The sequence below is a fragment of the Myxococcus vastator genome (genome assembly GCF_010894475.1).
Classification (GTDB): Bacteria; Myxococcota; Myxococcia; order Myxococcales; family Myxococcaceae; genus Myxococcus; species Myxococcus vastator.
Window position 1 is genome coordinate 1 of record NZ_JAAIYB010000378.1, and the last position, 8,383, is coordinate 8,383.

The window sequence follows — 8,383 nt, forward strand, 5'->3', positions numbered from 1 at the left end:
GGGCGGGGGCGGAGGACCCGCTGCTCGACTTCCTGGGACCGGCGCCCTCCGCGCCGCAGGGCCTGGAGTCCCAGCCTTCGCGTCCGGCGAAGCCCGCCGCCGCGCCGGCCGCGACGTCCGGCTGCCGCGTCTGCCAGAGGGCACTGACGGACTCCTTCGACCAGGCGCTCGGCATCTGTGACGACTGCCGCCAGCCTGGCTCCGCGCAGGTGCCGCCCGCCGCCGCGAGCCGTCCGGCCGCTCCGGCGGGGAGCTCCGACTTCCTGCCGCCCATGGCGGACCTGGGTGGGGGCGCCGCATCGGAGGCGCAGGGCCTGGAGCCAGCGAACGGCACCGAGTCCCGCGGGGGCGCGCGCGTGCCCATCAGCACCGACATCATTCCGGACATGGGGCCGGAGCCTCGCAGTGGCCTCCGCGCCGCCACGCCGCAGCTGGGCGCGGAGCCTCGCAGCGGCTCGCGCTCCGCGCCGGTGCGCGTCAGCGCCGGGCGCTCCCGTGGAGGCAAGGGCGGGCTGGTGGCGGGCCTCGTGGGGCTCGTCGTCGTGGGCGGAGGCGTGGGCGGCTACTTCCTGTACCAGCAGCAGGAGGCGTCGCGCCGCCAGGCGGGCCCTCCACCCGCGGCCCCCATCCCGGACGCGGTGCAGGCGGTGCTGCCTCGCTGGAAGCTGAAGTACCTGGAGATTCAGGGCACCAGCGCGGAGCGGTTCGCGTATGGGCAGCAGCAGCTCGCCCGTGACGAGCGCTTCGCGTACGCGGAGGCGGAGGAGTCCTTCCAGCAGGCGCTGGTGCTGGACCCGGCCAACGACGCCGCCATCGCGGGCTACGTCCAGGCGCTGGCCCTGGGACGCGGCGCGCGCATGGACGACGCGACGTTCCAGGAGGCCCGCGCGCTGCTGTCGGCGGCGGAGTCCCGGTCCGGCCGCACGGCGCCGCTGCTGCTGGCGCACGCGAACCTCCTGCTGGCCCGCTCCGGGCAGCCCGAGCAGGCCCGTCCGCTCGCCGAGGAGCTGCTGGCCCGCGCGGAGCTCCCCGACGCGCAGAGGGCCGAAGCGCACCTGGTGCTGGGCCGCACGTGGCTGTCGTCGTCCCGCGAGCTGGCGCGCAGCCACTTCGACTCCGCGCAGCAGCTGTCGCCGGACATCAAGCGGCTGCACTACTACCGCGCGCTCGCGCATGTGTCGGGCGGTGAGTACTCCGCCGCGCTGGACACGCTGCGCAATCGGCTGGAGGCGAGCCCGAAGGACTGGGAGAGTCTGGCGCTCACCGCCCGCATCTACCAGGAGGTGGGGGAGCCCGCGGAGGCGCGCAAGCTGTACGAGGCCCGGGTGAAGGCGGAGCCCGGCGAGCTGCGCGCGCTGCTGCCGCTGGCGATGCTGCGCTACCAGGCGGAGGGCAACGCCGCGGGCGCGGTGAGGGACTTGCGCGCGCTGATGAAGAACCGCGCGCGCTACGACGCGCCCGAGGTGGCCGAGGTGCTGGTGCACCTGGCGGCGGCGGAGCGCACCGCGGGCAGTCAGGACGCGGCGGTGAAGTCGGCGGAAGAGGCCCTGCGGCTCGTGAAGGACCTGCCCGAGGCGCACCTCCAGCTCTTCCTGGTGGCCGTGGGCCGCCGCGACGCGGAGAAGGCGCGAGCCCATCTGCCGGGCTTCCGCGGGCAGTTGGAGGACGGCGCGCTGGAGAAGGTGCTCGAAGGCCGGCTGCTGCTCCTGGAGAAGAAGCCGCTGGAGGCGCTGGAGGCCTTCCAGGAAGCGGTGAAGCTGGACGCGCGGCGGCTGGACGCGCAGCTGCTGGCGGGCGTCGCCGCGGCGAGCGCGAAGCGGCGGGACGATGCCTTCCGCGCGCTGCACCAGGCCTTGCAGTCGGACCCGCTCCGCCTGGAGCCGCGGCCCGCGACGTCCGCCTACTGGCTGCGCCCACGCGAGACGGTGGAGGGCGTGGAGGGGGCCATCCTCGCGCTGTCCGAGGGGCCGGAGGATCCGTCTCCGCTGCTGTACGAAGGACTGCTGCGCTACCACCAGCACCAGTTCGACGCGGCCGAGCGCCACCTGCGCAGCGTGTTGGAGGTGGACGCGAACAACGCGGGGGCCCTGGCCTACCGCTCGCTCATCGCGCTGCGACGAGGGGCCACGGCGGAGGCCCGGCGCCTGGGTGAGCGCTCCGCGGCGGCGGGGCGGCAGTTGCCGGTGTCGCACCTGGCGCGCGGCCTGGCGCTGGCGGAGGCCCGGCAGGTGGAGCCGGCCAAGCGCGCGCTGCGGGACGCGCTGGCCCTGGCGCCCACCCTGCTGTCGGCGCAGGCGCGGCTGGCGCAGCTGGAGTCGGCCCGGGGCAAGGACGCGGCGCGAGACACCCTGGTGAAGGTGGTGGGGTTGGATCCGGCCTACCTCCCCGCGAAGCGGATGCTCTTCCTGTTGGAACGGTGAGGTGGATGTGAAGGTCCTGCTGCTCGGTTCCGGTGGCCGTGAGCACGCGCTCGCGTGGAAGCTGTCGCAGAGTCCCTTGTTGACCCAGCTCTGGTGCGGCCCTGGCAACCCGGGCACGGCGAAGCTGGGCACCAACGTGGCCCTGCGCGCGGACGTACCCGCGGAGGTCGCCGCGTTCGCGAAGCGCGAGGCGGTGGACCTGGTGGTGGTGGGCCCGGAGGCGCCGCTGGTCGCGGGCGTCGCGGACGCGCTGGCCGACGCGGGCATCCCCTGCTTCGGGCCCGTGGCGGCGGGCGCGCGCATCGAGGGCTCCAAGGCCTTCGCGAAGGAGATCATGGCCGAGGCCGGCGTGCCCACCGCCGCGTTCCGGACGTTCACCGACGTGGCGGCGGCGGAGGCCTACGCGGTGGCGCAGGGGCGCATCGTCGTCAAGGCGGATGGCCTGGCGGCGGGCAAGGGCGTCATCGTCGCCCACGACGTGGAGGCCGCGCGCGCGGCGGTGCGGGCCGTGGGCGCCATGGGCGTCGCGGGCCAGACGATGGTCCTGGAGGAGCTGCTGGAGGGCGAAGAGGTGTCGGCGATGGCGCTGTGTGATGGCGAGCGCTACGCCATGCTGCCCTTGTCCCAGGACCACAAGCGCGTGGGCGAAGGCGACACGGGGCCCAACACCGGCGGCATGGGCGCGTACAGCCCCGCGCCCTTCCTGTCCGCCGCGCAGCTCGCCGAGGTGGGCGAGCGCGTGGTCGCCCCGACGCTGGCCGTGCTGCGCCAGCGCGGAACTCCCTTCCGGGGTGTGTTGTATGCGGGGCTGATGCTCACGCGCGGCGGCCCGAAGGTGCTGGAGTTCAACGCGCGCTTCGGTGACCCGGAGACGCAGGTGTTGATGATGCAACTGGGGGAGGACCTGCTGCCGCTGCTGGACGCGTGCGCCCGGGGCACGTTGGCGCCGCGGACGCTGGTGTCCGCGCCGGGCGCCTCGGTGGGCGTGGTGCTGGCGGCGCGGGGTTATCCGGACGCGCCGGAGAAGGGCCAGCGGATTGAAGGGCTGGACGCGGTGCCGCCCGACGCCACGGTGTTCCTGGCGGGCGTGGAGGCGCGTGATGGCGGCATCGTGACGGCCGGAGGCCGGGTGCTGACGGTGTGCGCGCGGGGCCAGGATTTGGCGCAGGCGCGCGAGCGGGCCTACGCGGCGGCGGCGGCCGTGCGCTTCGAGGGCATGCACCTGCGCCGGGACATCGGCGCGCGAGGGATGAAGGCCGCCCTGTGAGCCGCCTTTCGCGCTACCTGCTCCGGGAGCTGTGGGTCCCGCTCGGGGTGTGGGTGGCGTTCATGTTCCTGCTGCTCTTCGTCATGCAGTTCCTGCGGGGCACCGACGTGCTGCTGGGCTCGTCGGTGACGCTGGTGGACCTGGCGCGGCTGCTGGCGTACCTGGCGCCGCACTTCCTGATGATGGCGCTGCCCATCGCCTTCCTGCTGGCCATCCTCCTGGGGCTGGGGCGGCTGGGTGAGGACCGGGAGTTGGTCGCGCTCCAGGCGCTGGGCGTCGGGCCGGTGCGCCTGCTGGCCGCGCCGATGGGCATCGCGGTGGCGCTCAGCGTGCTGATGCTGGTCATTACCTCCACGGCGCAGCCCTGGGGCCTGGCGGGCCTGAAGGTGCTGGTGAGCGAGGTCATCCGGAAGAACGCCGTGGGCGACGTGAAGTCCGGCGTCTTCTACGAGGACCTCAGCAACCTGACGCTGTACGCGGAGCAGGTGTCCGCGGACGGGAAGTGGACCCACGTGCTCCTGCATGACGACCGGGAGGCGAACTCGCCGCTGCTGGTGCTGGCGCAGCGGGGGCAGGTGGGCACGTCCACCGGCGGCGAGGTGCTGCGCTTCGCGCTGGAGGCGGGGGAGGTGCACCGCTCCGCGGGCCTGGAGACGGAGGAGTACAGCATCGTCCGGTTCGACCAGGCCGAAATCAGCGTGGGCATGGGCGCCTCCATGGGCAAGCGCAGCCGCTTCTCGTTCTCCCGTGAGGAGCTGACGCCCGCCGAGCTGATGGAGGCGGCGCGCGAGGCGGAAGCGCGGGGCGAGGATGCGCGCGTGTTCCGGATGGCGCTGCACAGCCGGTTGGGGAACGCGCTGGCGCCCATCGCCTTCGCGCTGCTGGGCACGCCGCTGGCCATGGGCCGGCGCCAGTCGGGCCGGGCGTGGGGCTACCTGCTGACGCTGGGCGGCTACGTCCTCTACTACCTGCTGAGCCGCGTCTTCGAGCAGATGGGGCAGAAGGGCCAGTTGCCCGTGGGCCTGGCGGGGCAGATGGCCAACCTGGTGTTCGTCGCGGTGGGGCTTTGGGCCCTGTACCGGGTGAGCCGCTCGGGGACGGTCAAGTGAGGGGAACGCTCTTCCTCTACGTGCTGCGCACGTACCTGCGCTTCGCCCTGGGCATCCTCGGGGGGCTGGTGCTGGTGTTCGTGGTGGTGGACTTCGTGGATCGCGCGAAGCTCTACACGGGGCCGGGCTGGGTGCGGGACGCGGCGGAGCTCTACTTCTACAAGGCGATGATGTCGGTGCAGCAGTTGGGGCCGGCGGCGCTGCTGCTGGCGGCGGGCACCACGGTGTCCGCGCTGCGCAAGCAGGGCGAAGTCACGGCCATCCGGGCGCTGACCTTCGGCCCGTCCGCGCTGTACCTGCCCATCCTCGTGGCGTCGTTCGTGGCCTGCGTGGGGCTGGTGGCCTTCGACGAGCGGGTGGCGACGTACTCCGGCCGGCGCGTGGACGAAATCTCCACCCAGCGCTTCAACAAGTGGGGCGACTGGCGCTTCTACTACACGCCGAAGCAGTGGTTCCGGCGTGGGGACAACATCTTCTTCCTCCGGGGCGGCGGCGCGCAGGAGGGGTTCCAGGACGTGTCCGTCTTCACGGTGACGAAGTCCTTCACCCTCCAGCGGCGCCTGGACGCCTCCGGCATGTTCCCGGTGGAGGGCATGCGCTGGCGCCTGACGGACGTGGTGGAGCGCACCTTCGACGGCGAGGGGAAGACGTCCGTGCGGCAGCTCCCGGAAGCGGAGTACGAGCTGGGCGTGGCCGTCACCGCGTTCCGCATCCGGCCAGGGCGCCCGGAGCAGATGCGGGCGTCCGAGCTGCGCGAGCAGATTGTCGCGCGCCGCGACGTGGGCCTGGCGACGAAGCAGTTCGAGCTGGCCCTGCACAACCGCTTCGCCTACCCGATGGCGGCCTTCCCCGCGGCGCTGCTGGGGGTGGGGCTGGCCCTGCGCGCCAACCGGCGGGGGCACCTCACGGCCGCCATCATCGAGGGCCTGCTGACGGCGGTGGCGATGTGGGGCTTGATGATGGTGTGCCGGACGCTGGTGCTCACGGAGCGGCTGTCGCCTGGCGTCGCCGCGTGGGCGCCCACCGTGCTGCTGGGCCTCATCGCGGGGGCGGTGTGGTTGCGGCGCGAGGGCCGGCTGTCCCTGCCGCGGCGCTGGCTGCCGGTGAGGTAGCGTGTCCGCGCTCATGGGAACCGCGTCCGAGCTTCCGCTGGACCTGCGCTGGCGCCGCGCCATCAACGCCGTGCTCGTGACGTGGACCGTGGGCCTGGTGCTGGCGGAGGTCGTCCTCCAGGTGGCGACGGGGGCTGCGGTGCTGCTGGCGGCGATTCTGCTGGTGCGGGGGCGGCTCCGCCTGGCGCCGGACGTGCGCGCCTATGCCGGGGCCAGTGGGGCGCTGTGCCTGTGGCAGGCGGTGTCCCCCGCGGTGGCGCTGCTGACGGGCGCGGCGGAGGCGTGGCCGCGCGGCTCGCGGTACGGCCAGGTGCTGGACTCGGTGGCGGGCGCCGCGGCGGCGTGCATTGGCGCCGTGGGCGTGCCGTGGCTGCTGCTGGCGGGCGTCCTGGCGGGAGGGTGGCTGCTGGCCGCGCTGCTGGGGGTGTTCCAGAACCGGGTGCGCTGGTCCATGGAGCTGCCCGCGTTCCTCAAGCTCAACCTGGGGCGGCTGCACGAGAACTTCGGCACGGAGGAGTCTCCGCGCTACGCGGCGGGGGGCTTCTTCTCCCACCGGCTTCGCTTCGCGCATGGCGCCATCGCGGCGCTCGGGCCCGCGCTGTCGGTGCTGGGCAGCGCGGACCAGGCGCGGCGGCGCATCCTGGCGGGCGCGGTGGTGATGGGGATGCTCATCTCCATCTACAACGCCTTCGCGCGAGCGGCGCTGGGCGCGGCGCTGCTCGTCAGCGTGGTCGCCTTGCTGCTGCTGGTGCAGGGTTCCGCGCGGAAGCTGGGGTTGGCGCTCATGTTCGCGCTGGTGGCCGTCGTCTCCATGAGCCCGGCCTGGCGCACGCGTCTGGAGAAGGCGCTGGGCAACATCTACGGCGGCGAGCGGGAGCACGCCATGGTCGTGGGCTGGAGCCTGGTGCGCGAATACCCGCTGACGGGCGTGGGCTTCGGCAACCACAAGCCCGCGGCTCTGGCCACGCAAGACGAGACGGGCATCACGGACTTGCTGGCCACTGATTCGCACAACCTGTGGCTGACGGTGTGGGCGGAGACGGGCCTGGTGGGGCTGCTGCTGACGCTGGCGATGCACGGCTTCCTGGGGCGCGCGCTCATCCGGCGCTACCGCGAGGGCTCGCTCGCGGCCACGGGCGCGCTGCTGTCCTGGGCGGGCTTCCACATCCTCGCGCTGGTGCACTACCTGCCTTTCCACTCCAGCGTGTACCTGTCCTTCTCGCTCGTCTGGGGGCTGGGGCTGTGCGAGGGCAGTGAGCGCCTGCGCGGCCGGGACGCCCGTCAGGGGCTGTTGCCGCTGGAGGGCGCGCCCACGCCCTATCGGCCAGACGTCCCGCGCGAGCCTCCGGGCGCCGGGGTCTCCAGCACGCGGCGGTAGACGACCAGGGTGCGCCGGGCACAGTCGTCCCAGGTGAAGCGCGCCACGCGCTCCCGGCCGAGCTCCACCAGCTCCCGGCGCAGCCCGTCGTCGCGGAGCACGCGCAGCGTCGCGTCACGCCACGCCGCCGCGTCGTCCGGGGGGAGCCTCAACGCCGCGTTGCCCACGACCTCGGGCAGGGCGGTCGCGTCCGCCGCCAGCACCGGACAGCCCGCCCCCATGGCCTCCAGGGCCGGCAGCCCGAAGCCCTCGTAGCGCGAGGGCAGCAGCAGCGCCGACGCCGCGCCGTAGAACAGCGGCATCTGGTCCTCGGGCAGCTCCTCCAGGTCGAGCACGTTCTCATGAAGCCCCAGCTCGTGCGCCACCGCGCCCTTGCCCGCCAGCAGCACCACGGGCACCGGCAGCTCCCCGGCGAAGTCCTTCAGCAGCGCCAGGTTCTTGAAGCGCTTGGCGTTGCCCACCGCCGCCACGTAGCGCGCCGGCAGCGCGTACCGTTCGCGGAACGCGGCGGCCTCGGCCTGCGTCGGCGGCTGGAAGCGGGCGTCCACCCCGTTGTGAATCACCTGGAGGCGGTAGGGCGACAGCTTCAGGTGCCTGGCGAGCTCGTCGCGTGAGAACCCGGACACCGTCACCAGCGCGGTGGCCCGCTTCGCGCGAGGGCCCACGACGACGCGGTAGTAGAGGGACTGGGCCGGCGAGTACTGGTCCGCCAGCGCCAGGTGGTTGGCGTCGTGGAGCGTGGCCACCAGCCGCCCGCTCCAGAAGAGGGGCAGCGAGAAGGACGTGGCGTGGAACGCGGCTGGCGCCAGCCTCAGCAGGTCCGCCGCGAGCGCCGGCTGCTCAACGGGCGAAAGAAACCCGGCCAGCGCGCGGTGCAGCGGCATGCGCGGCGTCAGCTCACCCAGGCCGGGAGCGAGCCCTTCGGGGGGTACCAACGCGGAGAAGTGCAGGTCGGGCGCGAGCACGGGCATCCGCCGCGCCAGCTCCAGGGCGTAACGGGCAATCCCATGCAGCCGGCCGCGCACCATGCGCAGGTCGAGGAGGACGTGAGCCACGGCCTTCGCGTATCACACGCGCGGCCTCCATGGGGGCGGGCG

At 73.6% G+C, this 8,383-nt stretch carries 6 protein-coding genes; 5 read left to right on the forward strand and 1 reads right to left on the reverse strand.

The genetic code is table 11. The annotated features are described in order from the left end of the window. The 5 genes from G4D87_RS28695 to waaL form a co-directional block, all read left to right on the forward strand. A partial coding sequence (locus tag G4D87_RS28695) for a tetratricopeptide repeat protein (RefSeq protein ID WP_163785896.1) occupies positions 1 to 2,420 on the forward strand: 2,420 nt, incomplete at its 5' end. Position 2,421: 1 nt separating this feature from the next. Beyond that, positions 2,422 to 3,687 (forward strand): phosphoribosylamine--glycine ligase, encoded by a 1,266-nt coding sequence (gene purD / locus G4D87_RS28700; protein ID WP_163785897.1) that lies wholly within the window; start codon positions 2,422 to 2,424, stop codon positions 3,685 to 3,687. Continuing rightward, positions 3,684 to 4,796: an LptF/LptG family permease gene (locus G4D87_RS28705; protein WP_163785898.1), complete on the forward strand. Its 1,113-nt coding sequence runs from the start codon at positions 3,684 to 3,686 to the stop codon at positions 4,794 to 4,796. Before purD ends, G4D87_RS28705 begins: the two co-directional genes overlap by 4 nt. Then, positions 4,793 to 5,908, forward strand: a complete 1,116-nt coding sequence (locus G4D87_RS28710) for an LptF/LptG family permease (RefSeq protein ID WP_163785899.1) — start codon at positions 4,793 to 4,795, stop codon at positions 5,906 to 5,908. The genes G4D87_RS28705 and G4D87_RS28710 overlap by 4 nt, the downstream gene beginning before the upstream one ends. 1 nt (position 5,909) lies before the next feature. Then, positions 5,910 to 7,286 (forward strand): O-antigen ligase WaaL, encoded by a 1,377-nt coding sequence (gene waaL / locus G4D87_RS28715; RefSeq protein WP_240358683.1) that lies wholly within the window; start codon positions 5,910 to 5,912, stop codon positions 7,284 to 7,286. Here the strand turns inward: waaL and G4D87_RS28720 are convergent. Continuing rightward, positions 7,226 to 8,314 carry a glycosyltransferase family 4 protein gene (locus tag G4D87_RS28720; protein ID WP_163785901.1) on the reverse strand — a complete coding sequence of 363 codons (1,089 nt, stop codon included), beginning with the start codon at positions 8,312 to 8,314 and terminating at the stop codon, positions 7,226 to 7,228. The genes waaL and G4D87_RS28720 overlap by 61 nt on opposite strands. Positions 8,315 to 8,383 lie beyond the last annotated feature (69 nt).